The following is a 26,630-nucleotide window of genomic DNA, read 5'->3' as shown; positions in this document are numbered from 1 at the left end:
TTCGGGGGGAGAGCAATGAACCGTCCGCTTTGTTTTGTCCTGATGCCCTTTGGTAAGAAGCCCGATGCCGCCGGGTTAATGATAGACTTCGACGCTGTCTATAGAGAACACATCGCTCCGGGCATCAAGGAAGCGGTGCTCGACCCGATACGAGCCGACGAAGAGCAGGCTGGGGGTATCATTCAAAAGCCTATGTTTGAAAGGTTGCTTCTTTGTCCATTTGCGGTGTGAAAAAGTGCCCACAGAAAGTTCTTACCGAGAATATTTGAAGCAGGACCTCGACGAACTGATCGACCGGCTGGACCTTGATGATTTGAAAAACTCCTCGTGCACTCCCGCTGGCTCGAACAGGTGTTGTGTATGGAGGGCAGAGCCGACCGCACCCGCGACTGGTATTACCGACTTCGTCTTGCCACTATAATAGGCGGGGTGCTTATACCTGCATTTGTGACCTTTAACCTGCCTCTTTTTCGCTACTTGTCTATAATACTTGGACTGGTGGTAGCAATCAGCCCAGCAGTGGAGGAGTTCTTCCATTTTGGGGAGAGGTGGCGGCACTATCGCCGCACGGTAGAGTTACTCAAGATTGGGGGCTGGAGATTCTTTCAGCTTAGCGCCTCTTATGATGGCTATAAAAAACATGAAGAGTCATACCCCGTCTTTGCCGCCCGGGTGGAAGAGATAATCCAGGGCGATGTGGAGGTGTATATTACTCGAGTGGTGAATGGGAAAAAGAAGGAAGAAGAGCACAAAGTGGAAAGCAAACCTGTAAAAGAAGAATTACCAGGTTGAGCTCTTAATCCAGGGATTGCCGAATATAGTCCGGCAGTTAACGTTTGAGTTTTTCTTTGCGATTTGATGGCGATATTAAAGTTTAGGATTGTTTTGAGTCTTTAAGACCAATCGTCTATAATTACCGGGTAATTCCGATTCTAGCTTTTAACTGTAAACATTGAAATACCACGAGAGTTTGGTTGAATAAAGATCGTGGAGACGCAAAATTTTGCGTCTCTACAAAATCAAATCAACAAAAATCAGAGGGCAACAATGAGCAAAAAAGTTCTAGGCGGCAGGGAAAAAGTGAAGGTTGCGGTCGTGCAGGCTGCGCCTGTTTTTATGGATAAGCAGAAGACCATCGAGAAGGCCTGCAGATTAATAAAAGACGCCGGAAGAAATAAGGCCGAATTAATCGCTTTTTCCGAAGCCTTCATTCCCACCTACCCGGCATATTACACCGTAGGCTATGAAACAAACCCACATGAGTGGACCGATTACATGATTGCGCTCCAGGACAACTCCGTCGTTATTCCGAGCGAGGACACGGAGATTCTGGGACGGGCGGCAAAGGAAGCGGGGGCATACGTGGTCATGGGCTTGAACGAATTGGACGACCGTGCCGGAAGCTGCACCGTTTACAATACCTTGCTATTCATAGGGAAGGACGGTCAGGTCATGGGAAGGCACAGAAAGACCATGCCCACATACACGGAGAGAATCTATTGGGGCAAAGGGGATGCCAGCGATATAAGGGTGTTTGATACAGACATTGGCCGTATCGGGGGTCTTATATGCTGGGAAAACCACATGACCCTCATAAGAGCAGCGATGATTCATAGGGGCGAGGATTTTCATATCGCCGTCTGGCCGGGTAACTGGAAAAGAGGAGAAACCCACCTTCTTGATGCCGACACAAGTCCAGGCGGCGCGCTTTGCAATCTCCAATCTCTTATTAAAGTACACGCCTTCGAGGCCGGGGCGTTTGTGCTGAGTGCCTGTGGGTTTTTGACGCCGGAGGATTTCCCGGAAAGATGGCATTACATAAGGGACGGCAACCATATCAATTACGACTGGGCGCAGGGCGGAAGCTCAATTGTGAACCCTGCCGGAAGATATTTGGCCGAGCCCAACTTTGAGAAGGATGCGATTCTTTATGCTGAGTGCTATGCGAATCAGATAAAGGCGGTAAAAGCGGTTTTTGATTCACTCGGCCACTATTCCCGCTGGGATATTGCCCAACTGGCAGTGCGACAGGAAGCCTGGAATCCGGAGGCTCCTCTGGCCGATTCCTCTTCGGGAGAGGTTGAGCTTCCGGCAGACGAGCTTCGCAGGATTTCGGAGAAGTTCGAAGTAACTTTGGAGAAGCTGGAATCCATGCTTGAGGAGATTCAGAAGATTAAAAGGCCGGGAAGACGAAGCCGTTCCTAATATATAACAAAATCATATTTTGATATTGGATTGCTGTAGTAAAGCCATTAATGGTATCTCCGCCATAGCGTTTGCGTTGTTTATTGTTATCGTAGGGAACGCATATCCTTCGACAGAGTTTACACTGAGCGAGGCCGAAGTGCTCAGGACAGGTATGCGTTCCCTACAACCCCCTTGTTCTGTATCAGTGAACCTCTCAGCGACGAGCCACGGGGTAGTAATACATATGCAAGCACTCTCACATGGCATTGCGAGGGAGTCCGAGAGGAGAGTCGCAATTCCCCCCGGCCTGTCATTGCGAGGAATGAAATGACGAAGCAATCCTTTGAAAAAAACGAGATTGCTTCGCTATCGCTCGCAATGACAAGTGCGGGGTATTGCAGGCGGCTCGCAATGACAGCGAAGACCATGTGGCACGCCAAAGAGATTTCTCAAATTAAATTTTAGAGAATAAAAATTTGCCCATGTATCGGATTTTCATAGTCATTCCCGTGAGGCTTGTCCTTGCGTATGCGGGGAGTGGGAATCCCCCGATCTGTCATTCCCACGAAAGTGGGAATCCAGTTTTTAATTATGGATCCCCGATTAATACATTCGGGGATGACATGGGGAGAGGATCCCCGATCCCTGGCTTAACCGGGGATGGGGATGACAAAATATCTTTGACTATCCTTTGTTATTAATTAGCAATTAAATTTCTAGACGCCGTCAATATTCGAGTTAAAACCTAGGCCTGTTTCATCCTCATCGTTTGCTCCCGCTCGATCATATAACGAACTGCAATCAGGATTAAAATATTAAAGAATAGCCCTGTAAGCGCGGCAAACTGTTCTTTGTAGAATATGAAAACCTGGGTGAGAAATATGGTTACCAGAATGGAACGCTCAAACATCTGAAAAGCAAAAAGCCTTGACCGGTGAATGTTGAATACGCCTATGAATACGAATACTCCTGACAAAAGCGAAGATAGAAGTTCTGCCCAATCAACAAAAGACAAGTTGTCAACACGATTGGCGATATGGTCGAATACTTTAACATCGAGAATTTTGTCCCAGCCGAGCCCCAGAAAGAATACAAGCACTACGGCATAAGCCAGGCTGATTATCATTTGAACTAAAAAGAAGACTATGATTCCTATGGAGAAAGCCCGAAGTTTGACGATTTTGTAGTAGAAATTTTGAAAACTGAGTTTCATACGAGCATAAAAGCCGGGCTTCGAAGTCGGTATCAAATGTGTTTGGGGAAGGATATTACGGAGTGCGGCAACCAAGGGGTTATCCTTATCGCTCTTATCCAGGTAGCTTAATGCCCTCTTTCTCCCTTCTTCATCCATATCATGCAGTACCACCTCCTCCATCTCCCGTAGCGCATTCATCAGATATTCCGTGGTAGAGTAATTCCGCCCTGCCTCTATAGAGCGAATGGCAATAATAATCAAAATGAAGGTGACATACATTATGGCTACAGCCGGCTGGAAAAAATAATTATTGTCCTGGGTAACAAATTTGCCGACCTCATCTATAAATGTGCCGAATCCGATCCCTCCCAGGATCGAGGCCAGGTGTTCTGCGCCTCTGCTCAGGAATGACAACAGAATGATTATGGAGACTAACATCAAAAGCCCACCCCAGAGCAGGTGGGCAATGTGTAAGGTGCTGTTGCTTATTTGGGGGTAGCCGGTCAGCTTGAGAAAAAGCCTTATAACCAATATGGCCGAAACGGCCGATACCAGAAAATTTTCCAGATAATTTCCTGCCTCAAAATTGCGTATAAAGGCGCTCTTTTTTTTGGTCCTATCCATTAAGATGAGCGGCTTTTGCACTAAAGGAATATTTCACAACTATATACAAAATCTCCATTTTTCTCTAGTTAAACCGTGTTTGTTTTCCGTTGCCACTGTTTAAATACCGGGTTTGACATACAAAACTAAATAACCTAAAATGGTATTGCAGAGTAGGATTTCTAGATGGACGGTTCAAGTAGTCACATAAAGAGAATAAGCTTTATATCAAATCCTAGGCCCGAGCTTTTAAAATACCTTATCAGTTTAAAGTTTCCTCCGAGCTTACAAAAGCCCGATAACGGTAGCCAGGAGAGAAACATTTCCGGCTTTTAAGCTTTCGTCAAAATGATAGATGAGTTAAGTGCTCTAAGACGGATAAAAGAGCGGTTTAGAAACGTATCAAAAAGCGTTACTCTGGGAATAGGGGATGACGCTGCCGCCGTAAAGATTCATCCGGAGAAGCAACTCCTCGTCACCACCGATTCACAGGTGGAGGATGTTCATTTCATCAAAAGACTAATTTCCGCCGAACAACTGGGCAGAAGGGCTGTTGCCGTGTCTGTAAGCGATATCGGGGCAATGGGTGGGGTGCCTAAATTTTTCCTAGCCTCTCTCGGCTTTTCGAAAGACGATGGGGAAGACTTCTGGGAAGGCCTGTTGGATGGTTTTGAGGCTGCGGGTAGGGAATTCGAGCTGGAATTGATAGGGGGCAATATAAGCGCTTCTGAAAGACTCTTCGTCGACGTAACCGTTTTGGGAGAAGTGGAGCCTGATATCATGGTTAAAAGGACCGGAGCAAGTGCCGGGGACATTATATATGTAAGCGGAACGTTGGGTGACTCTGCGCTTGGGTTAAAAACGCTTTTAGCCGGAGGAAAGGAAGACGAGCATCTGATAGGTAGGTATACGGCCCCCCAGCCAAGACTGGCGCTTGGGCGTGAGCTTGCAAAAAGAAGGCTTGTTTCTTCCATGATAGACATAAGTGACGGACTTATCCTGGACCTCGAGCGAATAACGTTAGAGCATGGATTAGGGGCCAGAATAAGCCTCGGCCAAATACCTCTTTCCTCAAGCTATCGAAAGCGCATATCCGATTTCATGTCCGACCAGTACCAATTAGCCCTTTCCGGAGGAGAGGACTACGAGCTTCTGTTTACGTCTCCTGGGGGGAATATCGGCGCCATAAACAAGGTTTCAAGGATTTTGGAAATCCCGGTTACGGCGATCGGCCATGTAACATTAGAACCCGGCATAATCCTCTTGGATGCGGACGGCGAAGAACTAAGCATAGAACGAAAAGGGTTTATACATTTTAGCAGCTAATGGATGACCTGCCTTTAAGTAACTTTTTCTTGATTGTCATTCTTTTGGTGCTTTCAGGCTTCTTTTCCATGTCTGAGGGCGCCCTTTTTTCCCTGGGGAGACACCAACGTGAAAAAATTAAAAAAGAGGGGAGAAAGAGTGCTTCTCTTATTGAAAGGCTACTGAAAGAGCCTTACAAGCTTATAATAACCATTCTCCTAGCGGATGAGGTGATAAATGTCGCCTATGCCAGCGTAGTAGCTTCAACGGTAAGGAGCATAATACACGGTCCGCCGGAGCAGCTACTTACAGCGATCTGCATCCTTATTTCATCTCCCAGTCTTCTCCTTCTCGGAGAAATAGGTCCAAAAACAATCGGTGTCAAATATTCCAGGGTCATTTCAGGCATTGTTTCATATCCCCTAAACCTATTTCACACGCTTATCACCCCGCTTAGATGGGTCATTATGGTTCTTTCTATAGGTTTTACATGGCTTTTCGGCGGCAAGGCGGAATACGAGCACGCCGAGGGATTTAATACCGACGAATTAAGGGTACTGGTGGGGATAGGAAGTGAAGAGGGTGTGGTCACCGAGATAGAGAGAAAACTGGTAAGTAGCCTCTTCAGACTGGAGGAGGTTCCGGCCTATAAGATCATGACCCCGAGCATAGACTGTTTTTTTCTACCTGCAGGCACACCCCTAGCAGAAGCCATATACGAAGCCAAGAAAAGAGGCTTCTCCCGGATTCCAGTATATAAGACCGACAGAGATAACGTAATCGGAATTCTCTACGTCAAGGACCTTCTCTCGGCCAACCCCTCGGAAACAATCACTGTCGAAAATATTGCCCGGCCGCCTTATTTCATACCCCGAACCAAAAGGGCATTCGACCTTCTTCGCGAGTTTCAGCAGAAGCGAATACACATAGCGGTCGTGGTGGATGAGTACGGGAGGGTCGACGGGATCGTCACCATGGAAGACATACTGGAAGAGCTGTTTGGAGAAATCGAGGACGAAAGAAGAATAACGAGAGAGCCCCTGGTTAGGATTGAAGACTCCTCACTGATCATTCCGGGAAGCATGAAGATAGATGAATTCAACGACGACCTCCTATTTACGGTGCTAAGGTTCGGCGGGCTCGAAAATCTGGGGGAAGAGATTGAAGAAGCGATACTTCCCATGGAGGAAGACCATGAAACAGTGGGTGGATTTGTTTTTGACCTTTTTGGCAGGTTCCCGCACGAGGGGGAGCAGGTGACTTATGGAAGCATAAAATTTACTGTAAACAAGGTTTCCGGAAAGAGAATCGCCGAGATCAAGGTAGAAAGGTCTAAAAAAGAGGTAGCCGATGTCGCTTGAATTGCTTATCCTGGTTACAGCAATGTTTCTCCTTCTTCAGGCCTTCTTTGCCGGCTCGGAAATAGCTCTTGTCTCCTGCGATAAAATAAAGATGAGGTCCCTTGCCGACCAGGGGTCAAAAAGCGCCAGGCTGGTGCTTAAATGCTATCAGGAGGTAGAGCGTTTTATAAGTACTACCCTCGTCGGAATAAATCTCTCCCTCATCATCAACACCATTCTCATGACCTTCTTCATGCAGGACCGTTACGGGCATAGAGGAGAGCTTTACACCATTCTTATTCTCTCCCCGTTGATAGTAGTCTTCGGCCAGGTTGTGCCCAAAGCCATTTTCCAGAGAAGGGGAAACACGCTCGTCCTACTTACGATTTATCCCCTCTGGATTGCGTCCAAGATTTTCTCTCCGATTCTCTTCTTGATAAACATATTCTTGAGAGGGCTTATGAGGCTAATCGGGGATACTGAAAACCGGTTCATCACCAGGGAGGAGCTTCTCTATGCGATCGAAGGAAATGAAACGGAGCTTCAAAAGGGATATAGGGAAAAAGTCATAAGGAGAATATTCCGATTCTCCGAGACTACGATAGAGGAAATCATGATTCCGCTTATTCAGGTGACTGCTCTTAACGAGGATAGCCCGGTGAAGGAAGCGGTGAGGGTTATTAAAGAAACCGGGCATTCCAGAATCCCTATATATCATGAGAGAATAGATAACATCAACGGGATGCTCTATGCGTTTGACATACTTGGGGCGAAACCGGAAGACCCGGTGAAGAATTTCTCCCATCCGCCTTTTTACGTCCCGGAGACAAAAGCGGTGGACCAGCTTTTAGACGAGATGAAAAAGGGTCGCGCCGGAATGGCGGTGGTGGTTGACGAGTACGGCGGCGCCGTAGGGGTGGTAACGCTGGAGAATATATTGGAAGAAGTGGTTGGCGACATCGAGGATGAATACGACAAGGGCACCAAACTGTGGAGGAAGATCTCGGAAGATGAGTACCTCATCAATCCAAAGGTTTACATCGATGATATAAATGACGAATTGGGACTCCGTCTCCCGGAGGGGGATTACGACACGCTGAGTGGTTTTCTTCTTTCTAAAAAGGGCTCCATACCAAGAGTCGAGGACAGAATTACCTACCGGAATTATACCTTCATCGTCACCAAAGCCACTCCCCGTTCCATAGAGGAAGTGAAGTTGGTGATAAAGAGCTAGGTCGAGAAATTGAAGTGGCAACCCTTGCCTGCGGTGAGCCGGTCGAACTGCGGTTGCTAAATAACGTGGGTTTTAATCTTTCGAGTTTAACAGACAAGAATGTCTGTTCTACCGGAATATAAAAATTGTAATTTGGTAGGTCAGACATTCCTGTCTGACCTTTCGGAAAGCGTCTTATATAAATGGAACGCAGCGTTCCTTACGAAACTCAGATTAAACTAAGCGAAAAATATGGTTGTCATGCTGAACCCTTCGTTGCACTCAGGATAAACTCCGTGAAGCATCTAATAATATTTAGGTTCTTCACCTTCGGTTCAGAATGACAGACTGGGAATCGCCGCTGTTTCGATGTAACTTTTACCGGCACCGTCTGTATATCTAATGTCGACATTTACAGTTTTACGGCACACCAGTGGTAGTTTCACAGCTTGAAGCAGTATCACTTCCAGGACCACCGATACATCTGTCGTTTCCTGTTCCCCCATTCATATTATCGTTGCCACCGCCGCCCTTCAACCTATCGTTACCTGCGTCTCCGTTCAGTATGTCATTACCACCTTGCCCCAACAAACGATCCCTTCCGTTGCCTCCGTTCATCGTGTCGTTGCCAGCACCGCCGCAGACGATGTCATTACCGTCTCCGCTGTTTGCCGTGTCGTTGCCACCCAGTAAGTTTATAACATCAGGCCCTGCGGTGCCTGTAATATTGTCGGCACCCACGGTGCCAACCCTCGTAGCCAGCTTCCCGCCACAGCTTACGACCAAAGCTAATCCATGCAGGTCGCCTCCTAACGGGCCTTTTAAAGAATTGCCGAAGTCACTTATCACAACACGATTGCCATTAGCAGGGTTAATATCAAAAAGAGCGCCGAGGAAGTTCGTACCGGCGCCATGGTCTACGACCAATATGTCACCTGAGGGGCCCAAGGCCACGCCATTCGGGTCAAGTCCCAGTTGGCCCTGAGCGGGGTCACCGAAATTGCTTATGATTGTACGGTTGCCATTAGCCGGGTTAACGCTAAAGAGAGCACCCATTGAATCAGTACCGGCATCCTCATCTATAACCAGTATATTTCCCGAAGTTCCCAGCGCTAAGCCGGATTCGACAATTCCAAGAGGACCTTGACCAGAATCAGCGAAATCACTTATAACTGTGCGGTTGCCGTTTGATGGATTAACGCTGAACAAAATGTCTGCCCCACTATCTATGACTAATACATTACCCGAAGCATTAAGAGCGATGCCGACCGGGTCAAGTCCAAGCTCACCTTGGGAAAAATTACCAAAGTTGCTTACAATAGTGCGGTTGCCGTTTGTCGGATTAACCCTGAATAGGGTTCCTCTTCCTTCCGTTCCAGCACTTCGGTCAATGACCAGGATATTACCTGAAGCCTCTCTTGCCACGCCGACCGGCTCAACTCCCAGTTGACCCTGAGCGGGGTCACCGAAATCGCTTATCATAGTATGGATACCGGTGAATGAATTGACGCTGAATAATGCACCCCTTTCTCCTGTTCCGGCATCCTCATCAATAACCAGCGTGTCCCCGAAAGCCCCGACAGCCAAGCCATCTGGATTATCCCCTTGGGGGAAGATCCCGAAGTTGCTTAAAACCTTACGTGTGCCGTCAAATTGGTTAACGCTGAATAGGGCTCCTCTGGAGCCAGTCCCGGTATCCTGATCTATGACCAATATGTCTCCCGGTTTGAGCTGTGGAAATACAGCTACTCCAACTGGAGCAATTCCTAAGGAACCCTGCAAAGGAATACCGAAATCACTTATGACAGTGCGGTTGCCGGTAACTGGGTTAACGCTGAATAAAGCTCCTCTGAAATCTGTACCGGCCTCCTGATCTATGACCAGTATATCTCCAGAAGGTCCCGGAGCAACACCAACTAGTCCAAATATATCTCCCACCGTACCTTGAGAAGAGTTGCCGAAATCACTTATCACGGTGCGGTTGCCGGTAACCGGGTGAACACTGAATAAAACTCCTGCGAAATCTGTACCGGCAATATCATCTATGACCAGTATATCTCCAAAAGGTCCCGGAGCAACACCAACTGGGTTACCTCCCTCCGGACCTTGAGAAGGGTTGCTGAAATCACTTTTGACGGTGCGATTGCCGGTAACCGGGTGAACGCTGAATAAAACTCCTGCGAAATCTGTACCGGCATCCCCATCTGCGACCACTATGTCTCCAGAAGGTCCCAGAGCAACACCACTTGGTGTAACTCCCACCGTACCTTGAGAAGAGCTGCCGAAATCACTTATGACGGTGCGATTGCCGGTAACCGGGTTAACGCTGAATAAAACTCCTATGGAACCTGTACCGGCATCCTGATCTATGACCAGTATATCTCCAGAAGGGCCCGGAGCAACACCAACTGGTGTAGCTCCCACCGTACCTTGAGAAGAGCTGCCGAAATCACTTATGACGGTGCGGTTGCCGGTAACCGGGTTAATGCTGAATAAAGCTCCTCTGGAATCTGTACCGGCATCCGCATCTATGACCAGAATGTCTCCCGAAGGGCCCAGAGAAACACCAAATGGATTAGATCCCACCGTGCCTTGAGAGGCATTGCCGAAATCACTTATGACGGTGCGGTTGCCGGTAACCGGGTTAATGCTGAATAAAGCTCCTCTGGAATCTGTACCGGCATTCAGGTCTACGACCAATATGTCTCCTGGATTTAACTGGGCTTGGGCTTTGGGTGTTAGTACTATAATGCACACCGCTATGGCTATGAGACCTAGAATTAAAATTAAGGCTCTCATGACCTTACCCTCCTTCAGCATTCTTTTGATTAATCACCGGGTTATCAGCTTTGGGATTGAATCCGAAGGAGGAGGGACGGAGGTGAAGATTAGTATTTATCCCAAAAATCCTAAGGTGTCATTCTGAATACCATGCGACTGAAGAATCTCACTTATTGTGCGGTACTTATCACCCTTTGTTATGAGATGCTTCGTTGCACTCAGCATGACAAGCTATTTTGAGATAAGTTCTAAATTATTTTAGTGCGGTAGTAGCCTTGGAATAACCCCAAAATTCCAAGAGTCCGCCACCTTAAGCTCCGATGAACCGGTTTCGCGTCTGCTCAATAACGATAACAATTTAATCAAATCCATATTTTTAAGTCAAGTCCATATTTTTTAACTGGAAATAGTTTTAGATTTAACCGAAGCTTACTACTTTAGACTTAGCTTATAAGGAGATCGGTTGACGTGGATTATTCCAAATTTAACAGACAAGAATGTTTGTTATGCCGAATATCAAAAATTATTATACGGTAGGTCAGACATTCCTGTCTGACATTACCAAAAGGCTTTTTTAAATGTAGGGAACGCAGATCTGCGTTCCCTACATTAATGAAAATCTGTTCACAGATTGCCGTAAGCGAATATTTTGGATATAGCCCGAATTTCAGATATGATTTTATCCCTGTAAATGGACAGGCGGGCTAAGGTAAACAGAAAAACATCCGAGGTAGAAGTCACGGTTGATATCAACCTAGATGGGAAAGGAAAATTCGACATCGAGACCGGAATTCCTTTCTTCAACCACATGCTCTCCCAGTTTGCAAAGCACGGGTATTTCGACCTGACCCTGAAGGCAAAGGGCGATATAGAGGTAGATTTTCACCATACGGTAGAAGACGTGGGACTCACTCTTGGCGAAGCCTTCCTCAAAGCGTTAGGGGAGAAAAGGGGAATAGCCAGGTTTGGAGAGGCCTTTGTCCCTTTTGACGAAACCCTGGCCTTTGCTTCGGTTGACCTGAGCGGCAGACCATATTTTGTTTATCAGGTTGATACGCCCAAGGGCAAGATAGGGGATTTCGATGCAGAGTTAGGAGAGGAGTTTTTTAAATCGCTCTCTACCACTCTGAAATGCAACCTGCATATCGAGCTTAAATATGGAGATAACCTCCATCATATCACGGAGGCAATTTTCAAGGCCGTGGGAAGAGCACTGGATAAGGCATCCAAGATCGACCCGCGCTCGGAGGATATTCCTTCGACGAAGGGAAAACTATAGGTTATAGCCACGAATCGACACGGATGACAAATCTTATATCCGAGGCTAAATGGAAATAAAAAGTTGGGATGGGAGGAATAATACCCCCCACCTTAATCCTCCCCCGCAAGGGGGAAGAAAATCTAAAGATTATATTTTCATCCTATTAGTGTAAATTCGTGTTCATTCGTGGCTGATTGACGGTGAGCGCAATGATCACCATCGTAGACTATGGAATGGGAAATCTTAGGAGTGTAAAGAAGGCGTTTGAGAACCTGGGTTTTCCGGCAAATGTAACCAGGAGCCCAGAAGAAATACTGAATTCAAACGGACTGGTTCTCCCCGGCGTGGGTGCATTCGGGGACTGCATGAAGAACCTGGAGGAATATGATTTGGTGGAACCGATCAAAGCCTTCATAAAAACGGGAAAGCCCTTTTTAGGAATATGTCTCGGGCTCCAGCTCCTTTTCGAAGAGAGTGAGGAATCTCCCGGCGTGAAAGGACTCGGAGTGTTAAGGGGAAAGGTGGTGAGATTTCCCAGATTCGAGAAAGAGGGCTTAAAGGTTCCCCATATGGGCTGGAATCAAATAGAAATAAAGAAGCCAACTCCGGTATTGAAAGGAATTCCGGAAGGAAGCTGGTTCTATTTTGTCCACTCTTATTATCCGGAGCCGGAGGATAAGAGTATTAGTTCACTGAAAACCCACTACGGGGTCGAGTTTACTTCGGCGGTGCAGAGCGAAAACATATTCGCCTGTCAGTTTCACCCGGAGAAAAGCAGCACGATGGGGTTAATGATCCTGGAGAATTTTGCTCAGATTTGTGGAGAAAGGAAACAAGCCCGTTTTTAACCACAGCGACACGAACAAACCGATTTAGAATATAGAATCCAGGAGCCAGAAGTCAGAAGAAAAACGATTTTCATTAATTTATTCTGGCTTCTGAATTCTTATAATATTAGAGCTCCATTCAGGTAGTGAAGCATCTAATGTCAGACAGGAATGTCTGACCTACCATAATGTAATTTTTTTATTATGGTAGAACAGACATTCCTGTCTGTTAATTACTTTACTAGAAAAATTTATTGTCATACAGCGCCTTGTAAACCCCGTAGCTTCTAAGGACCCTTCTCACATAGTTTCTAGTCTCTTGAAAGGGTATCTCCTCTACGAATTCATCCATGTCTAAACCGGGAAATCTAACTATCCACTTGGCTACGTTGTGCGGACCGGCGTTATAGCTGGCCAGGGCAAGATGAACGTTTCCGCCAAATTGGTCCAAGACTTTTTTGAAGTAGGCTATGCCCAATTCAATGTTAACCCGGGGGACATAAAGCATGTCTGTATTGTATCCGCTTATTCCCACCTCCTCCGCCGTGCTTCTTCCGGTCGGGGGAATAAGCTGCATGAGGCCGATAGCGTTAGCTGGTGAAACGGCCTTCTTCTGGAATCTGCTTTCCTCCCTGATAATCGAATACACTATGAACTCATCCACGCTGTATTTGGCCGAATAGCCTTTTACAATCTCGTTGAATCCCTGCGGGTAGGAAAGTCCATTCGCTTCGGGAAGACCGATTTCCTGGGCAATCGCTATTGAGTTATAGAAGTCATTGGCCTTGGCATATAACGTGCTCACATAAAGCAGTTCCTGGCTACCGTTTGCCTGTCTTTTTATCTTGTCTATTTCCAGGGTGGCATCTTCAAGGATGCCCAGCTCTATCAACAGTTCGGCTTTCTCTGACCTTATTTGGCTGACGGTTCCTTTAGCGGAAGCGTCCGATGAGTAAAGATTGGGCACGAGTCCCGTTTTCCTCTGTGCTAAATAAGAATAGTAGGATGGAGTGGATAGACGGGATAAGGCTTGGTATATAGCCTGCGCCTCGGCTTTCTTTCCCTGCTTTTCCAGGGTTTTTGCCTTCCAGTAGCTTGCCCGGGAAGAATTAAAAGTGGAGCTCGAAGAGGTGTATGCGGAAAAAGTGGCTAGGGCCTCTCTCAGCATTCCCATCCGGTAATAAATCCATCCCAGGTTCCATGCCCCGTCTTCGGCGTAATCGCTCTTAGGGTAAGTCCTTACCAAAAGGTCGTATAACTCAATTGCCTGGTTAAAGCTGGAGTTGATCTGGTAGAGCCTGGCTGCGTTGAAGAGGGCCTCGGGCGCTAAACTGCTTTGGGGGTAAAGGAGATAAATCTGATAGTAGGTTTGTGAAGCAACATCGTCCTGTCCCAGTTTAGAGCTTATTTTTGCCTGCCAGTAAAGCGAATCAGGGGAGCTTATTTGGGCTAACAAGCTCGATGCCTCGCTGAGTAAGCCCAAGCGAAATTTGGCGATGGCGATTTTGAGCTTGACGTCATTCGTTTTTGGGGCCTTCTCAAAGTTTCTAAGCGCGGATTCCCAGCGATAGAGTTTAAATAACCTCTCCGCCCTCGCCAGGTAATCATATTCCGTAACCACGAATGGAACTCCCCGGGCCTTGCTTACCTGAGATGCCTTGCCGAATGCCGTATCCGCATAGCCGGACTCTGGAAACTCGACCCAGAGCTGCCTATAGGTGCCGAGCGCCTCTTGATATCTGCCCTGCCTCTCCAGAGCCTCCGCTATGTGGTTTAGGTACTTTGATTTGAGCCAGGCATCGCTCTCCAGGGCATAGAGCGACCGGTATGTTCTTTCCGCCTTTTCATAATCACCAATGTCGGTATAAACCTCGGCCAGTTGAGAAAGCGCTCTCTTTCTTATTCCGCTGTCCGGGTAGTTGTTTAGGACGGAATTAAAGAGCTCCTGGGCACGGGCTTTATTCTTCAAGCCCTTCTCTCCCACGCCCCGGTAGTAGAGGATGTAATCCTGGATAATCGGAAGCTCATCCTCAAGTCCGTCCAGGAGGGTGATTCCCTGGTCGAACCTGCCCATTTGTATGCTGCAATAGCCTTTCTTGTATTTTTCTTTGGGATTTTGCTTGATTGGTTCGTTCACCAGCCATTGACAATTTATTTCTTCCGCCGCCCTAGCCGGGAAATTAAGAATCAAAAATAGGCACGATGAAGAAAATAAATAAAAGAGGTTTCTCCGAAGCTTGGTTCTTATCGACTTCAAACGCGTTACCCCCTTATAGTTTTTGGGTCGAGCATATCCCTAAGTCCTTCACCGAATAGGTTGAAAGAAAATGCGGTGATGAATATAGCCAGGCTGGGAAAGGCTATGAGATGGGGAAACGTTCTTATCCCCTGCCATCCGGTGCTGGCCAGTGTTCCCCAGCTTGCTTGAGGCGGGCTTATTCCCAAGCCCAAAAAGCTCAGGGTGGACTCTGCCAGTATCGCGTAAGGTATGGAAAAGGTAAGGGTTACTATGAGCGGACTAAGTATATTCGGTAGTATGTGTATTGTGAAGATTCTGAATGGAGAAGCTCCCAGGCTCCTGGCCGATTCTATGAATGCCAGGTTCTTCAGTTGGATCACGCTTCCTCTAACGATTCTGGCCACCCTCATCCATGCGGTCAATGCCAGTGAAAACACTATCCCCTCCACGCCCTTTCCCACGATAAGGGTGATAAGAACGATGAGGAGCAGGTCGGGGAGCGAGTAAAAAACGTCTACGATCCTCATCATTAACTCGTCTAATTTGCCCCCGACATATCCGGATATCGCCCCATAAGCCGTCCCGATAACGATGGCCATGAATGCTGTGCCCAGCGCTACGGTGATGGAAACCCGGGCCCCGTATATGACCCTGCTGAGGAGGTCTCTGCCTTCCTGGTCTGTTCCCATGAGATGCTTTTTACTGGGTGGGCTGAGTGTGTTTGCAAAATCGGTCTGGTCAAATTCATACGGTGAAATGTATGGTGCCGCCGCCGCCACAAAAATTATCAGCATTATGATGATCCCTGTTGATAAGACCTGAACCTTTAACAGCAACTTTCTTCTCTCCGCTAACGATATCGAACTAGCCGCAAGGGGTCATTTTTTCCCTTTCGGTTTTCTGCCGATAATGAGGATGTAGTTGCAATTGGGGAAATTCTCGCAGACTACGATTTTCCCTTCTCTCGTATCATATCCTGCCCGGATGGGTGCCCCGCACTTGGGACATTTTCCATTATCCTTCCCAAATTCCCCTTTTTTACTTCTGTTGTTGTTCCTTTTCGATTTTATGACCCTGTCTCTTCTATCGTCTTGATTCGAGAAAAACAAATACTGCGTAACTGGCTCGGTTACCCGGTAGCTCCCTTTGAATAACTGGCTTTCACCACTGTCTTGATTCCGCCTCTGACGTTGAAGTCTCCGATCACTTCCGCTCTAATCGGTTTGCATGACTCGACGATATCATCCAGGATTTTATTAGTTACGTGCTCGTGAAACTCGCCTTTATCCCGGTATGAGAACATGTAAAGCTTGAGAGATCTTAGCTCTATACAGAGCTCATCCGGCACATATTTGATTCTGATCACGGCAAAATCAGGCTGACCGGTGCGTGGGCACACACAGGTAAATTCAGGACAGGTTATTTCGATCTCATACTCCCTGCCCCTATACTGATTCTGGAAAGTTTCTAATTTATTTCCCCCCATCTTATCGATTTGGGAATGTTTTAAGAGTGAACTGAAATTTCGATTTCGTATCCGTCTTTTATCTTCTTTACCCTCCTGTCGTCATAACCCTGTTTGACGTATTGAAGCCCTTTCTTAGCTGCCTCTTTAATCCTTTTTGTTGCTAGTTTCTTCAGCTCCTCTTTAGTCTTAGCTTTCACCGTTATCATCATAGCGGGCATATTAGCTCACCTCTCCTTCATTTGCATGCTTTAGATTTACCTTTGATTTATTTTATCAAAGATACTCAATTTAGGAAAGGTAGAATCTACCATTTCGAAGTTTTTCCGGATAGGTGATTTGCCGGTAATCGAGTCGACGGGCAGGGCTGGCATGGTCGGCAGTTCCCAGGCCGGTTAGATTATATTATTTTCCTCCATTCTAAGCTAGCATCTCCCGGCGAGAGAATCGAGCGTAAGCACCAGCCCATGCCATAGAGGGACCAATTCGGACTTGTAGTACACGAAGTCCTCTACGTGGTTTCTGGGGTCGTTCTGCCAGGTGAAAAATTTGTCGAATATTATCTTCAGTTTTTTTCTGACCAGAAGCGAGTCGAAGTTCCAGCAGAAGTCGCATTCGGAGGAGGGAAAGAAGAGCTTGAAGAAAAGGACCTGGTTCACGACGCAGTCCTTCAAACGAACCCTCTTGGACTGGTTAATCCATCTCAGGTCAAACCAGCCCGTTCGAACCCATCCATATCCGCTGCCGAACGTTTTGGCAAAATCTCCAGAGAGTCCCAGGTTCTCCCCTGCCTTTGTGGCCAGCGTAGTAAAAACATAGGCCGCCTCCAGGGTGAGATAACCGTTAACCAGGATTTTATTGTCCATTTCCATTAGGTTTCTGGCTAGGTCAGAGCTTAAACATGGGTCGTTCCAGAAATCAAAATCCCCTATATCGCCGCATATTTCGAGCGATAGCTTTATGTTCTCCCATTCCCTTCTCAGTACTTGAAATTCGGTTTGTATGTCCATGTTCAAATTTAAATCGATGATTTTATTATGGAGCTTCTAATGAACTGTTATCGCGGAGCAATCCGCTTAAATTCCTTACTGCTCCTTCGCCTCAGCTAAGGACAAGGTTCGGAATGACACCTTATCAGATTGCTTCGTTGCGGAGTCTATACCGAGTAAACCCCCTGACTCCTTCTTGTCCATAGACTTAGTCTTATTCGACTTTCAATAAGTGAGATACTGATTAATGGCCGTAAACGTTTGTTCTACGTTTTTCTTCATAAGTTGCAGGCTCTCTTTCATTATCTTATCCGAGGCCTTGAAGACCCCATCATAGTAATTTTTCTGAAAGGAAATTATGTTACCAATTTGGTTTTTTGAGTCGCGAGCCCAAAAATCAACTGCATCGGCCTGAAACCGGCTAAGCATTTCTCCAGTCCTCTTTGCCTGTTCCTCCTGGGCGGCGACCCAATATTCGGACTGAGCCCGCATTATCCCCAGATTTGTCTCCAAAAAGGATAAGCACAGTTGAAAGCCGGAAATACAGGTGTCTTTCACCAGTCCGGTTAGCCCTCTTGCCGTATCCGTAAAATCACAGACCTTAAGGGTTTCATCCCCTTTCTTCTCAAAAACCTTTTCCTCCATTTTCTCCAGATTAATGTCCTTCTTTACCTCATCCATCTTTTTTAACCTCCTTTTCTTGTCCATGTCTTTTCTCCTCGAGGATTTATATCGAGCTATGAAATTATCAAAAGGGGGTTAATGCGGTATTAAAAGAGTATTAACGTTTGGTTAACTGAGAATTTGGATGGTTCTAGTCCAGTAAAATTTTAGAGAATTAGTCTTTATCGCACTATAATGCACATAGCTATATAACAAATTTCTTCGTTTTCTAATGATTACTGTAGTTACGGGGCACTCCAAAATAAATTTTATTAATAATAACAGTGAATTACAATGCAATCAAAATTTGGAGCGTAAGTGTTGATTTTAATTATCCAAGCCCCTTTCCTTTGGTACACTCTGATCTGACATTTGACCGTATTTTTGATTATTCCGCATTATGTTTTGCGGAAAACCTTTTTCCAATATGCCCCTCGATATTCTGGATACTAGAAAGTAAAACAAGGAAAGTTAATCCATCGGGTACTTGATGCGTTACAGAACAACCACTCCCAAATAGCTTGCTCTTGGTTGAGAGCCTTCTCGATCATTAATGCACATGGTTCACTACATACTATAAACAAAATATCAAATCCTTCACGTTTTACTTCTGAATCTTGTGTTACAACTACAGCATGAACTATCTTCTCAGTTAGAGTGAGGATTTGTGGTATTATTGCTCCTTCCGCTTTCTTTAATATATTCTTGTACGCTGGATTAACCGCCGCTTCCAAGCCAAATACTTCTTGTTCATCTGATATGCTTTTCCCACACCATGTACACTTTTGTGGTAAAGTAACTAGTGGCCGAATATTAGGTATTCTTTGTCTTTTTTTAATCATCCCGATTTGATTGTATGACGTTCCCGGAATCAACTTCAATCGAATTACAACGTAAGGCGATCATATCTCTTCATTTATTTTTTCTTTAGTACGTCTTTTATCCATGTTGTTGCCGCGATGGTCGATGGGAATTCGATTGTAGTAATAGCTAGTAAGGCCACATGGAGAATTTCATCTTCAGATATCCCTCCTTCCCTTGCTCTTTTAGTGTGTGAATGAACCGCCCCTTCTAATCGAGCTCCAATTGCTATTCCAAGTTTGACTAATCTTCTCGTCCTATCATCTAGTGGGCCGGCTTCGTGGCACTTATTGCCTAAATTCTCATAAGCATCCCATATATCCGGGTACTTTTTTATGAATTCTCTTAGTGGTCTTGGAAGCAGTTTATTCATATTATTTCTCCTCGCTTTAGTTTTTTACATACTACTATACTTTTTTTACCACCGCTAACTGGCGGTATTATAGCTAGCGTGTCCCCATTTTTTAAAACAGCATGGCCTGATACATAGCCCTCGTTCAGGGCGATGAAAGAACAGTCGATTATCTTTGCAGCTCTCGGGCATTGATTTTTCAAATCGGTTAGCATCTTTTTCTGACCAGTGGTTCTCCTCCAGTTAGCTTTATTTTTCTAACTCCAAGATTTACGGCAATTCTTGAGAACCTTTCCATTTCTTCAAAGGTAAGCATTCGGCCTCTTTCAAAAAGTTCTATCCCCTCCCGGGGCATGCAGTACGCGCACCTGAGATTACAGCGGTCAGTAACAGATATTATTAGGTAATCTATCTTTCTCCCAAAGCGATCAGAAATAGTCCGATCCCTCTGGAAGACTCCGGGTTCCTGCATGCCCGTCTCCACAGAAAGCCGACCTAGAAGTAAAGCTGAAGCTGAGCCCGGAATATGTTCTCGTCTATATCATCGCTGTCGGTAAACTCGTTTCTGATGAATGAATAGCTAAGCTGTATTTTGTACTTATGGCTTTTAGACAGGTAAAAATTGAGTCCTGGTGTAAGCTCCCATTGGGTATCTGGCCCTTCTATGTCTGTGTCAAACCATATCTGGGCGTATCTGCCTGCAACTTCAATAAAGTCAGGAAGAAGGAATACACCCGACTGAACCCTTACCCCATAGTCGTTTGCCTCATCCAGACCGGATTCCTCGGGAGATATATTTCTATAGTCAAACTCTCCCTCTATGCTGAAGATAGAGTATTTGAAGTTAACGTCGGCGGTCAGCGAGAACACGTCCGCGTCCGTAGTGCCAATCTCTACAAATCTGTCCTCTAGCTCGCCATTATCCGGGGTTTTTTGGTCAATATTGAGCCAGGGGATACCAGCAACGGCAACTCCAAAAGCGATCAGAGGTTTATCTTCTCCAAAGTTAGGCTCAATCTTATAATCTCCCCCTGCCGGAAAAGAAGAGTTAGCATATTTCAACTCTCCGCAACATGGGGTAAGCATTACCCTACCGGCATATAACATGTTGGAATCAACACTGAGACCGTTTCTTCCATCGCCGTTATATACCCCGGCCCCATAGATTATATAATTCCCAAGAACCCCGTAGAGTGACATGCCTCTATCCCGGCCGTAGGCGAACTGTTCGTTCACGATTGACCTCTCCACAAGCTGAAGCTCGGATGAAGAAGTCAGTTCCTCTCTGTTGAACGGAACCTTGTACTGTCCGGGCCTCGGTACAAACATGGTATTGTATGCGAAATCAAAATAGGCGTCCCTAAGCGTAAATTCACCGTTGTTATCGCCGCTAATTTGAATGTAATAAAGTAGCCAGGGGGTGAAGGCGTTGCCGTCAAAATAAAGCCTTAACCTTCTTACATTAAAATCGGTAGCCACGTCCTCATCGTCCGTGTCATTGATGGAAAACTGAAACTGGGTGCGTAGCCTGGTTCTTAAGGAAAAAAGTCCATCCTTGGACTTAACCGTAAAACCGTCTCCCGGTTTCTTATAGCCTACCTCTACCTTCTTATACCAGGCATCCTCATCCTCTTTAGTCAGCTCCTCGATCTTTTTCTGGTCGACTTCTTTTTGGGCCTCTAACGCCTCGATCTTTTGTCTAAGCGCATCTATTTGCTGCTGGTTTTGCTGCTGGATTTGCTCAATCTGCCTCTTAAGCTCTTTAATTTGTTGTTCTGTTGAACTTATTCCCCAGGAATCCATTGAAAAAAGGAAAAGAAATAAAAAAATAGAAGTTAGACATAGCTTTGCCCTGGATCCTATCATGACTACACCCTCCTTCTTGTGGTTTTTAATCTACCATACTCCGGCAAACTATGTGCCGAGCGTAACTAATTAGATAGATTTAAGTTTTATTGTATTGCTTACTTTCAGACGTGTCTTTTGTCATAAAATTGTACAGATAAGCAATTGATTTTTTGGTTGGCATATTTACGAGGAATTTAACTTGCTCTTTTCTCTCTGCGATACGAAGAATCGTTATATTAGCGGAATGGATCAAAAAGAACAATGTCTAGTTGAAATTCTGAGAGATTGTGTTTTTCCGACTATGGATCAGTTTTTTATTCTTCTATACTTTGCATTCTTCTCTCAATCTCTACTAATTCCTTTTCGAGCAATGTTTCTTTTGCCGGTTTGAATAAGTGGTTCTCTTCATTATCTATGTGTTTAGAGAAGAGGTCTGTTAGGGAAGCAATTATCGTCTCTAGCAGGTTAATTATCTTTCTGTATTCTTCGAGGGTTTCGCTATCTAGGTTTGTAATAAGAGTTTTGAGTTTTTATATTTCTTTTTTCAAATTTGAATGATCCCTTGCCGTCGAGATGATCTGCTCTCTTTTGTTTCCAAGAACCACTTCTAATACTGGGAAGAGAGCCTCTTCCTCACACCTTATATGTTGCTCCATGCTTTTCAAAAAGGATAAGATTTCCCTCTTTAATGCTTCAAGCAAATGAGGAGAGAATCTTTTTTTAAGACGGTGTATCGTTATTTTTAAGAGATCCAACTCGTCAACGAGTCCGACATGTCTCTCCATTAGGGTTTTGATAGGATCAGGATTTTTCATCATGTTCTATTTCCTCCGCGAGCGATGTCTGCAAAAAATGCTGAACTCCATCCCTTCTAGGGATTTATATAGCTTGCTGCTAATGCTTCAGGATTAGTAGGAAAGGCGATCTTGATTCCTCCGATGACAAAGATCGCACCAAGAGCTATTCGTAGAGTTGCGAGTAAGTAATCTGGATTCCAATTCAAGCATCTTTTGCACTGTCATTTTGTTTTCTCCTATTTATTCATCAGCCTTTTGCTTAACTCAAGTCATGAATTAACAAACACCTGTACCAAGTTGAATTACCCCAGGCTTAAATTTAGGGGTAATTTCTATTCTCTCTTTTCAATTGGTACATAGTCACGCTCCTCATATCCCAGGTAGATCTGTCTGGGACGAGCTATTTTTGTCTCTTTATCCAACAGCATTTCCATCCATTGCGCCAACCAACCCGAGGTTCGGGGAATAGCAAAGAGTACAGGAAAGATATCAATCGGGAAGCCTAAACTCTGGTAGATTAATCCGGTATAGAAATCCACGTTGGGATATAGTTTGCGTTTAATGAAGTATTCATCCTCGAGCGCTATCTTTTCCACTTCCAGTGCTATTTCTAGTAGTGGATTCATACCGGTGACCTCAAACACTTTGTTTGCTGTCTCCCTAATAATTTTCGCCCTTGGGTCATAGGCTTTGTAAACACGATGCCCAAAACCTATAAGCCTGCCTTCACCAGCCTTAACCCTTTTGATAAAATCGGGAACCCTATCTTTGGAACCGATTTCCATTAACATACGCAGTGCCGCTTCATTTGCTCCGCCATGTAACGGTCCATAAAGTGCAGCGATACCCGCGGTTACGGCAGAATATGGATCGGCATGGGAACTCCCCACAGCGCGCACAGCGTTAGTACTACAATTCTGCTCATGATCAGCGTGCAGTATAAAGAGTATGTCCAAAGCCCTTTCTATAACCGGATTGGGTTTATACTTTGGCTCTGTCATCTTAAACATCATATTCAGGAAATTCCCGGTATAGCTCAGATCATTATCTGGATATGCATAAGGCAAACCCCGGCTGTGTCGGTACGCAAATGCCGCTAAGGTTGGCATTTTTGCAATCAAGCGATGAATCTGCTTTTTTCGCACGTTTGGGTCAAAAATATTTTTAGCCTCTGGATAAAAAGTTGATAGAGCACCTACCGTACCTAAAAGCATGCCCATCGGATGAGCATCGTGGCGGAATCCATCCATGAATTTTTTAATATTCTCGTGAATTATCGTATGATGTGTTATATCATAAATCCACCCTTCATATTGGGCTTTAGAAGGTAATTCTCCATATAGAAGTAGGTAAGCTACTTCAAGATAAGTGCTTTTTTCCGCTAGCTGTTCGATTGGGAATCCTCGGTAGCGGAGAATGCCTTTATCTCCATCGATAAAAGTTATCCTACTCTTACAAGAGGCGGTGTTCTCGAAGGCGGGGTCATAACTCATAAGCCCGAAATCATCCTCTGATACCTTGATTTGGCGTATCTCTGTTGCCTTAACCGTTCCATGAGTTATGGGGATTTCATAACTTTTGCCCGTACGGTTGTCGGTAATGGTTAAGGTTTCATTGGCCATTGTACGTCCCCCCTATAGGTAATATTTTTATTATTGAGCAAACTACAAAAACGTTCGCCTGTTTAACTGCCAAAACTTTTTTAGTGCTTGATTTTTTCACGTTTGATAAATTATCCAACAAAAAATGCTTTCTGGATTCTAATCGGCAGAGAGATGGGCTTCTTTTGACAAGTTAACCCCTGCCTCAAGAGCTTTCAAATTTAATTCTTCTGTACCTTTGGGAATTCTAGCAAATAGCGCCTTTCTTATAGCATCTATCGAAACCACCCGAATAATGCCGGCTATCAGTCCTAAGGCAACGATGTTGGCTACAATTACCTTTCCTATTTCTTTTCTTGCCGTGGCAATTACCGGCAGTTTATATATCTTGAAATTACCTGCCGGTATATCCTTTACCGATTCTGCATCTACAATCAGTATCCCTCCGTCTTTGATGTCGCTTGAATATTTATTGACCGATTCTTGGGTAAGAGAAAGGAGCACGTCAACCTTCGTCGCCTTGGGATAATCTATTTCTTCATCACTAATTATTACGATCGAGCTGCTAGATCCGCCTCTGGACTCGGGCCCGTATGATTGAGTCTGAACGGCGTTCTTTCCGTCATATAGGGCTGCCGCCTCCGCTAAAATCAGACCGGCAAGTATGAGCCCCTGTCCGCCGGAGCCGCTAAGCTTTACCTCGTATCTTTCCATCTTTATTAGTTCTCCATGCTCACGTTATCGACCGATTTATCAAAGCTATGGGCAAGGGTATAGTATAGCTGGGTATATTCGGGTGCTTCCTTCCGATGAAGTACACCCGTGGTAAATTTCCCTTCTAGCTCTTCGGACTTCATGGCTTGAGACCGGTCTATTCGAACGGCATTTTTTCTCTGCCAATCTAAAAGCGAAAATGCCGTCTTAAATCCGTTCTTTCTTCCGTAATAGACAGGGCATCCGACCATTACTTCTACCACCGAAAATCCCTTGTGTTTGAACGCCTCCGTTATGACTTTATCCAGCGCAAAAATATTATAGGTAGTTTCCCTGGCCACAAAGGTGGCTCCTGCACCGATGGCCAGTTTGGAAAGGTCAAACTGAGGATCTATATTCCTATAAGGAGTTGTGGTGGAATACGAACCGCCTGGCGTTGTAGGAGAGTGCTGTCCCCCGGTCATTCCATAAATGTTGTTATTAAAAATTATGAGCGTCATATCGATGTTTCTACGGCAGGCGTGTATAAAGTGATTCCCGCCAATGGCGGCACAGTCCCCGTCGCCCGAGACCACTATCACGTTGAGCTTGGGATTGGCTAGCTTGATTCCGGTAGCGAATGTCAAGGGTCGGCCATGGGTCGTATGTAGCGTGTTAAAATCCAGGTAGCCGGAAATCCGGCCTGAACAACCTATCCCAGAGACAATCACAGTTTCTTCCTTTTTATAGCCCACTGTATCAATAGCCCTTATTATGGATTTCATCGCTATCCCGTTTCCGCATCCGGGACACCAGATATGGGGCATTTTATCGTTTCTCAAATACTTAGAATAATCAAAAGCCATGGCCCATGCTCCTTTTCTATAATTTCTCCAGGATCTCATCGGGTGATATTAGCTCTGTGTCCACCCGATTTATTGGTACCACGTCCGCTTCGCCACCTATTACCCTTTCTACTTCTAGGGCTATCTGCCCGAGGTTCATTTCCGGAATAATTACCTTCCGGATATGCTCCCCTAGCCGCTTTAGCGGCTTTACCGGAAACGGCCAGATAGTAATGGGCCTAAAAAGGCCTACTTTCTTACCTGCATTTCTGGCGAGCTTAACTGCGAACTTGGCTGACCGGGCAACGGAGCCGTATGCAACGATCACCGTCTCTGCATCATCGAGCATATACTCCTGCCAGCGGAGTATTTCCTCTTCTCCATCCTTGACTTTCTTTGTAAGTCTTTCCACAAGCTCTTTTATTCTTTTAGGCTCATTAGTGGGAAATCCACTCCAGTCATGAATAAGACCGGTTATGTGAAACTTGTACCCGGTCCCAAAGTTTGCTATATTGGGAACCCCGTCTTGGTCCGGCTTGAATGGGAGGTAGTTATCGGAAGCTCCATTAGGCTTTCTCCGGTTTACGACCTCAATTTCGCCCGGTATAGGTATTTGAATCTTCTCCCTCATATGAGCAACGATTTCATCGATTAGAAGGATGACCGGGTTTCTAAATTTCTCGGATAGATTAAAAGCCCTCACCGCTTCATGAAAGCACTCTTCCACGGTTGAGGGTGCAATCGCAACAGCCGGATGGTCCCCATGAGTTCCCCAGCGGGCTTGCATTACATCGCCTTGAGCAGGACCGGTAGGAGTTCCTGTACTAGGTCCTCCACGCATCACATCGACAATGACGCAAGGCACCTCCGCTATGCAGGCAAACCCGATATGCTCCTGTTTCAAGGAGAACCCGGGGCCGCTTGTTGCCGTCATCGCCTTGGCCCCGGCAAGAGAGGCGCCGATTACGGCACCCATAGAGGCAATTTCATCTTCCATCTCGATGAAAACGCCTTTTCTTCTGGGGAGTTCATAGGCCATATACTCGGCGATCTCACTGGAGGGACTTATGGGGTAGCCGGCGAAGAAATTGCACCCTGCATAGATAGCTCCTTCGGCACATGCCTCGTTACCTTGGAGAAATTTTATTCTTTCCATTTTTTCTCTCTTTATTCAACGGATATGGCGAAATCAGGGCATTCCATTTCGCAAAGCATACACTTGCTGCAGAGGTTTATATCCCTTACTGAGGGATAAGAGCCTTCCATCTCCAGGCATTTATTCGGACATATCTCAACGCAAATTTCACAACCCTTGCAGAATCCTTGATTTAAGGTGATGTTAGTCAGTTTTCCCCGAGCTTTTTGGCTGAATCCACTCCAAACCTTCACTTCCCCTATATTTTCGACTAACATGCCTATGCCCTTTTGACTCATTCTTTTAGTCCCTCCACAGCTCGTGGTAACCTCTCTTCTTAATTATTACGGCAACATTTGTGCCAAAGAATTTTTACTTTGTTTAGGAATCTTGAATTCTAGAAAGGTTAAAAAAGTCAAAGCGTGCACGC

General features: G+C 45.6%; 25 protein-coding genes and 2 pseudogenes. 8 read left to right on the top strand and 19 right to left on the bottom strand.

Translation table 11 applies throughout. From position 1 onward, the window contains the following. Window positions 1–15: 15 nt before the first annotated feature. From VNN20_02350 to VNN20_02340, 3 genes and pseudogenes are all read left to right on the top strand, one after another. Window positions 16–228 (top strand): annotated as a pseudogene (locus tag VNN20_02350) (DUF4071 domain-containing protein). A gap of 132 nt (window positions 229–360) precedes the next feature. Next, entirely contained in the window at window positions 361–792 is a 432-nt protein-coding gene (locus tag VNN20_02345) for a DUF4231 domain-containing protein (GenBank protein HWP91025.1), read from the top strand. A 255-nt stretch (window positions 793–1,047) separates the two neighbouring features. Further along, window positions 1,048–2,205, top strand: coding sequence for a carbon-nitrogen hydrolase family protein (locus tag VNN20_02340; GenBank protein HWP91024.1), 1,158 nt, complete (start codon window positions 1,048–1,050; stop codon window positions 2,203–2,205). A 727-nt stretch (window positions 2,206–2,932) separates the two neighbouring features. On the opposite strand, the gene VNN20_02335 is transcribed toward VNN20_02340, so the two are convergent. Then, window positions 2,933–4,006: a hypothetical protein gene (locus VNN20_02335; GenBank protein ID HWP91023.1), complete on the bottom strand. Its 1,074-nt coding sequence runs from the start codon at window positions 4,004–4,006 to the stop codon at window positions 2,933–2,935. 327 nt (window positions 4,007–4,333) lie between these two features. On the opposite strand from VNN20_02335, the gene thiL reads away from it, so the two are divergent. Genes thiL through VNN20_02320 form a run of 3 tightly spaced genes read left to right on the top strand, consistent with a single transcriptional unit; the run spans window position 4,334 to window position 7,864 of the window. Further along, a complete protein-coding gene (gene thiL / locus VNN20_02330; GenBank protein HWP91022.1) occupies window positions 4,334–5,311 on the top strand; it encodes a thiamine-phosphate kinase in 978 nt (325 codons plus the stop codon). After that, window positions 5,311–6,651: a hemolysin family protein gene (locus tag VNN20_02325; GenBank protein HWP91021.1), complete on the top strand. Its 1,341-nt coding sequence runs from the start codon at window positions 5,311–5,313 to the stop codon at window positions 6,649–6,651. The genes thiL and VNN20_02325 overlap by 1 nt, the downstream gene beginning before the upstream one ends. After that, window positions 6,641–7,864, top strand: coding sequence for a hemolysin family protein (locus tag VNN20_02320; GenBank protein ID HWP91020.1), 1,224 nt, complete (start codon window positions 6,641–6,643; stop codon window positions 7,862–7,864). Before VNN20_02325 ends, VNN20_02320 begins: the two co-directional genes overlap by 11 nt. A gap of 399 nt (window positions 7,865–8,263) precedes the next feature. Here VNN20_02320 and VNN20_02315 read toward each other — a convergent pair whose 3' ends face one another. After that, window positions 8,264–10,642: a hypothetical protein gene (locus tag VNN20_02315; GenBank protein ID HWP91019.1), complete on the bottom strand. Its 2,379-nt coding sequence runs from the start codon at window positions 10,640–10,642 to the stop codon at window positions 8,264–8,266. Window positions 10,643–11,315: 673 nt separating this feature from the next. Between VNN20_02315 and hisB the strand changes: the two genes are divergently transcribed. Together hisB and hisH are read left to right on the top strand one after the other, a co-directional pair. After that, window positions 11,316–11,903: an imidazoleglycerol-phosphate dehydratase HisB gene (gene hisB, locus VNN20_02310; protein ID HWP91018.1), complete on the top strand. Its 588-nt coding sequence runs from the start codon at window positions 11,316–11,318 to the stop codon at window positions 11,901–11,903. Window positions 11,904–12,094: 191 nt separating this feature from the next. Next, a complete protein-coding gene (gene hisH, locus VNN20_02305) occupies window positions 12,095–12,733 on the top strand; it encodes an imidazole glycerol phosphate synthase subunit HisH (GenBank protein HWP91017.1) in 639 nt (212 codons plus the stop codon). A 220-nt stretch (window positions 12,734–12,953) separates the two neighbouring features. Here the strand turns inward: hisH and VNN20_02300 are convergent, their stop codons facing one another. From VNN20_02300 to VNN20_02220, 17 genes and pseudogenes are all read right to left on the bottom strand, one after another. Next, window positions 12,954–14,969 carry a transglycosylase SLT domain-containing protein gene (locus VNN20_02300; protein HWP91016.1) on the bottom strand — a complete coding sequence of 672 codons (2,016 nt, stop codon included), beginning with the start codon at window positions 14,967–14,969 and terminating at the stop codon, window positions 12,954–12,956. A gap of 5 nt (window positions 14,970–14,974) precedes the next feature. Beyond that, window positions 14,975–15,745 (bottom strand): ABC transporter permease, encoded by a 771-nt coding sequence (locus VNN20_02295; protein ID HWP91015.1) that lies wholly within the window; start codon window positions 15,743–15,745, stop codon window positions 14,975–14,977. A 335-nt stretch (window positions 15,746–16,080) separates the two neighbouring features. Then, on the bottom strand, window positions 16,081–16,437 hold the full coding sequence (gene queF / locus VNN20_02290) for a preQ(1) synthase (GenBank protein ID HWP91014.1): 357 nt from the start codon (window positions 16,435–16,437) through the stop codon (window positions 16,081–16,083). Between the two features lie 20 nt (window positions 16,438–16,457). Next, entirely contained in the window at window positions 16,458–16,637 is a 180-nt protein-coding gene (locus tag VNN20_02285) for a hypothetical protein (GenBank protein HWP91013.1), read from the bottom strand. A gap of 204 nt (window positions 16,638–16,841) precedes the next feature. Continuing rightward, complete coding sequence (locus VNN20_02280) at window positions 16,842–17,426, bottom strand: hypothetical protein (GenBank protein ID HWP91012.1); 585 nt, start codon at window positions 17,424–17,426, stop codon at window positions 16,842–16,844. Between the two features lie 204 nt (window positions 17,427–17,630). Continuing rightward, complete coding sequence (locus VNN20_02275; GenBank protein HWP91011.1) at window positions 17,631–18,113, bottom strand: hypothetical protein; 483 nt, start codon at window positions 18,111–18,113, stop codon at window positions 17,631–17,633. A 404-nt stretch (window positions 18,114–18,517) separates the two neighbouring features. Continuing rightward, window positions 18,518–18,910, bottom strand: a complete 393-nt coding sequence (locus VNN20_02270) for a hypothetical protein (protein HWP91010.1) — start codon at window positions 18,908–18,910, stop codon at window positions 18,518–18,520. A gap of 74 nt (window positions 18,911–18,984) precedes the next feature. Continuing rightward, window positions 18,985–19,302, bottom strand: a complete 318-nt coding sequence (locus VNN20_02265) for a carboxymuconolactone decarboxylase family protein (protein HWP91009.1) — start codon at window positions 19,300–19,302, stop codon at window positions 18,985–18,987. Continuing rightward, window positions 19,299–19,496, bottom strand: a complete 198-nt coding sequence (locus VNN20_02260) for a MoaD/ThiS family protein (GenBank protein ID HWP91008.1) — start codon at window positions 19,494–19,496, stop codon at window positions 19,299–19,301. The genes VNN20_02265 and VNN20_02260 overlap by 4 nt, the downstream gene beginning before the upstream one ends. Before the next feature lie 2 nt (window positions 19,497–19,498). After that, window positions 19,499–19,717: pseudogene (locus VNN20_02255) on the bottom strand (radical SAM protein). Window positions 19,718–19,776: 59 nt separating this feature from the next. Next, window positions 19,777–21,147 (bottom strand): porin, encoded by a 1,371-nt coding sequence (locus VNN20_02250; GenBank protein HWP91007.1) that lies wholly within the window; start codon window positions 21,145–21,147, stop codon window positions 19,777–19,779. Between the two features lie 512 nt (window positions 21,148–21,659). Further along, window positions 21,660–21,947: a hemerythrin domain-containing protein gene (locus VNN20_02245; protein ID HWP91006.1), complete on the bottom strand. Its 288-nt coding sequence runs from the start codon at window positions 21,945–21,947 to the stop codon at window positions 21,660–21,662. A 311-nt stretch (window positions 21,948–22,258) separates the two neighbouring features. Then, complete coding sequence (locus VNN20_02240) at window positions 22,259–23,548, bottom strand: citrate synthase (GenBank protein ID HWP91005.1); 1,290 nt, start codon at window positions 23,546–23,548, stop codon at window positions 22,259–22,261. Between the two features lie 138 nt (window positions 23,549–23,686). Further along, window positions 23,687–24,241 (bottom strand): 2-oxoacid:acceptor oxidoreductase family protein, encoded by a 555-nt coding sequence (locus tag VNN20_02235; protein ID HWP91004.1) that lies wholly within the window; start codon window positions 24,239–24,241, stop codon window positions 23,687–23,689. A 5-nt stretch (window positions 24,242–24,246) separates the two neighbouring features. After that, on the bottom strand, window positions 24,247–25,086 hold the full coding sequence (locus tag VNN20_02230) for a 2-oxoacid:ferredoxin oxidoreductase subunit beta (GenBank protein ID HWP91003.1): 840 nt from the start codon (window positions 25,084–25,086) through the stop codon (window positions 24,247–24,249). A gap of 16 nt (window positions 25,087–25,102) precedes the next feature. Further along, window positions 25,103–26,221 (bottom strand): 2-oxoacid:acceptor oxidoreductase subunit alpha, encoded by a 1,119-nt coding sequence (locus VNN20_02225; protein HWP91002.1) that lies wholly within the window; start codon window positions 26,219–26,221, stop codon window positions 25,103–25,105. Between the two features lie 11 nt (window positions 26,222–26,232). After that, complete coding sequence (locus tag VNN20_02220; GenBank protein HWP91001.1) at window positions 26,233–26,499, bottom strand: ferredoxin family protein; 267 nt, start codon at window positions 26,497–26,499, stop codon at window positions 26,233–26,235. Between the last annotated feature and the right edge of the window lie 131 nt (window positions 26,500–26,630).

Source organism: Thermodesulfobacteriota bacterium, from assembly GCA_035559815.1.
Classification (GTDB): Bacteria; Desulfobacterota_D; UBA1144; order Nemesobacterales; family CSP1-2; genus DATMAT01.
Note: the sequence above shows the minus strand (reverse complement) of the source record. Positions and strands in the feature narration are given on the sequence as shown.

What these genes read in the sequence shown, in the direction of transcription:
- VNN20_02345 (HWP91025.1), top strand. Translation starts at nt 361, where the DNA reads ATGGAGGGCAGAGCCGACCGCACCCGCGACTGGTATTACCGACTTCGT.
- VNN20_02315 (HWP91019.1), bottom strand. Translation starts at nt 10,642, where the DNA reads ATGAGAGCCTTAATTTTAATTCTAGGTCTCATAGCCATAGCGGTGTGC.
- VNN20_02245 (HWP91006.1), bottom strand. Translation starts at nt 21,947, where the DNA reads ATGATGAAAAATCCTGATCCTATCAAAACCCTAATGGAGAGACATGTC.
- VNN20_02320 (HWP91020.1), top strand. Translation starts at nt 6,641, where the DNA reads ATGTCGCTTGAATTGCTTATCCTGGTTACAGCAATGTTTCTCCTTCTT.
- VNN20_02240 (HWP91005.1), bottom strand. Translation starts at nt 23,548, where the DNA reads ATGGCCAATGAAACCTTAACCATTACCGACAACCGTACGGGCAAAAGT.
- VNN20_02250 (HWP91007.1), bottom strand. Translation starts at nt 21,147, where the DNA reads ATGATAGGATCCAGGGCAAAGCTATGTCTAACTTCTATTTTTTTATTT.
- VNN20_02280 (HWP91012.1), bottom strand. Translation starts at nt 17,426, where the DNA reads ATGGACATACAAACCGAATTTCAAGTACTGAGAAGGGAATGGGAGAAC.
- hisH (HWP91017.1), top strand. Translation starts at nt 12,095, where the DNA reads ATGATCACCATCGTAGACTATGGAATGGGAAATCTTAGGAGTGTAAAG.
- VNN20_02230 (HWP91003.1), bottom strand. Translation starts at nt 25,086, where the DNA reads ATGGCTTTTGATTATTCTAAGTATTTGAGAAACGATAAAATGCCCCAT.
- queF (HWP91014.1), bottom strand. Translation starts at nt 16,437, where the DNA reads ATGGGGGGAAATAAATTAGAAACTTTCCAGAATCAGTATAGGGGCAGG.
- VNN20_02225 (HWP91002.1), bottom strand. Translation starts at nt 26,221, where the DNA reads ATGGAAAGAATAAAATTTCTCCAAGGTAACGAGGCATGTGCCGAAGGA.
- VNN20_02285 (HWP91013.1), bottom strand. Translation starts at nt 16,637, where the DNA reads ATGCCCGCTATGATGATAACGGTGAAAGCTAAGACTAAAGAGGAGCTG.
- VNN20_02235 (HWP91004.1), bottom strand. Translation starts at nt 24,241, where the DNA reads ATGGAAAGATACGAGGTAAAGCTTAGCGGCTCCGGCGGACAGGGGCTC.
- VNN20_02275 (HWP91011.1), bottom strand. Translation starts at nt 18,113, where the DNA reads ATGGACAAGAAAAGGAGGTTAAAAAAGATGGATGAGGTAAAGAAGGAC.
- thiL (HWP91022.1), top strand. Translation starts at nt 4,334, where the DNA reads ATGATAGATGAGTTAAGTGCTCTAAGACGGATAAAAGAGCGGTTTAGA.
- hisB (HWP91018.1), top strand. Translation starts at nt 11,316, where the DNA reads ATGGACAGGCGGGCTAAGGTAAACAGAAAAACATCCGAGGTAGAAGTC.
- VNN20_02265 (HWP91009.1), bottom strand. Translation starts at nt 19,302, where the DNA reads ATGAATAAACTGCTTCCAAGACCACTAAGAGAATTCATAAAAAAGTAC.
- VNN20_02220 (HWP91001.1), bottom strand. Translation starts at nt 26,499, where the DNA reads ATGAGTCAAAAGGGCATAGGCATGTTAGTCGAAAATATAGGGGAAGTG.
- VNN20_02335 (HWP91023.1), bottom strand. Translation starts at nt 4,006, where the DNA reads ATGGATAGGACCAAAAAAAAGAGCGCCTTTATACGCAATTTTGAGGCA.
- VNN20_02260 (HWP91008.1), bottom strand. Translation starts at nt 19,496, where the DNA reads ATGCTAACCGATTTGAAAAATCAATGCCCGAGAGCTGCAAAGATAATC.
- VNN20_02340 (HWP91024.1), top strand. Translation starts at nt 1,048, where the DNA reads ATGAGCAAAAAAGTTCTAGGCGGCAGGGAAAAAGTGAAGGTTGCGGTC.
- VNN20_02325 (HWP91021.1), top strand. Translation starts at nt 5,311, where the DNA reads ATGGATGACCTGCCTTTAAGTAACTTTTTCTTGATTGTCATTCTTTTG.
- VNN20_02270 (HWP91010.1), bottom strand. Translation starts at nt 18,910, where the DNA reads ATGATTAAAAAAAGACAAAGAATACCTAATATTCGGCCACTAGTTACT.
- VNN20_02295 (HWP91015.1), bottom strand. Translation starts at nt 15,745, where the DNA reads ATGCTGATAATTTTTGTGGCGGCGGCGGCACCATACATTTCACCGTAT.